The sequence below is a fragment of the Streptomyces sp. NPDC037389 genome, assembly GCF_040636475.1.
GTDB lineage: Bacteria > Actinomycetota > Actinomycetes > Streptomycetales > Streptomycetaceae > Streptomyces > Streptomyces hesseae.
In genome coordinates this window covers 1-1243 of sequence record NZ_JBEZUS010000067.1, presented here as the reverse complement: position 1 = coordinate 1243, position 1243 = coordinate 1, and the positions used below count along the sequence as shown (strand labels likewise).

The window sequence follows — 1243 nt, the reverse complement described above, 5'->3', positions numbered from 1 at the left end:
CGGGTCCCTGGTCGGTGGAGGGCTGCTGCTTGCGGGCGGCGACGGGCGGCACGACGGTGTCGGCCGCGGCCTCCTCGCCCGCCTTGCGCTGCTCGTGGAAGGCGAGGATCTGCAGCTCGATGGAGAGGTCGACCTTGCGCACGTCGACGCCCTCGGGGACGTTCAGCACGGTCGGCGCGAAGTTGAGGATGGAGGTGACGCCGGCGGCCACGAGACGGTCGCAGACCTGCTGGGCGGCACCGGCGGGGGTCGCGATCACACCGATGGAGACACCGTCGTCCTGGATGATCTTCTCCAGCTCGTCGGTGTGCTGCACCGGGATGCCGGCGACGGGCTTTCCGGCCATTGCCGGATCGGCGTCGATGAGCGCGGCGACCCGGAAACCGCGGGAGGCGAACCCGCCGTAGTTGGCGAGCGCGGCACCGAGGTTGCCGATTCCTACGATCACAACCGGCCAGTCCTGGGTGAGGCCGAGTTCGCGCGAGATCTGGTACACGAGATACTCGACGTCGTAACCGACACCACGCGTCCCGTAGGAGCCGAGGTAGGAGAAGTCCTTGCGCAGCTTCGCGGAGTTGACTCCCGCGGCGGCGGCCAGCTCCTCGGAGGAGACCGTGGGCACCGAGCGCTCGGAGAGCGCGGTCAGCGCGCGGAGGTACAGCGGAAGCCTGGCGACGGTGGCCTCGGGAATCCCTCGGCTGCGGGTCGCCGGTCGGTGTGTTCGGCCAGTTGCCACGGTGCTCCTGCGGGTAGAGCGGGGCTGTAGGCGGTCATACGTCCCTACATGACCGCCCCGTCGAATGCAGGCTATGTCTTTGTGAACGCGTGCACAAAGATGGTGTCCGATTTGCCCGGCCAACGTGACCGGGGTCACGCGCCCCCGGCGCCCGGAACGGGAACCGGCGCACAGACACCTTCGTCCCTCACTCATCGGGGGCAAAGCCGCACACGCTCCTCACGATCAACGCCCCCGAGACCTGGTCACCATCGATCCTAAGCGACCATACGGACTACTTGTACTGATCGGTCAGTGCCTTGCGCAGCCGTTCCTCGTTCACACGCCAGAAGGTGTGCTGCCGTCCGTCGACCAGCACGACCGGAATCTGCTCCCAGTACTGGTCATGGAGTTGGCGGTCCTCGGTGATGTCCTTCCCCTCCCAGGGGACGCCGAGTTCGGCACAGACCTTCTCGACGACGAGCTGTGCGTCATCACACAGATGACAGCCGGGTTTGCGGATGAGGG

2 protein-coding genes are annotated in these 1243 nt (G+C 67.0%); both read right to left on the bottom strand.

Annotated features, from left to right (window positions below; all coding sequences use genetic code 11):
- Positions 1 to 736: redox-sensing transcriptional repressor Rex (locus AB0E98_RS33800; RefSeq protein WP_361710324.1), on the bottom strand; the 736-nt coding region annotated here is incomplete at its 3' end.
- A gap of 274 nt (positions 737 to 1010) precedes the next feature.
- The coding region (locus tag AB0E98_RS33795; RefSeq protein WP_361710322.1) for a glutaredoxin family protein at positions 1011 to 1243 on the bottom strand (233 nt) is incomplete at its 5' end.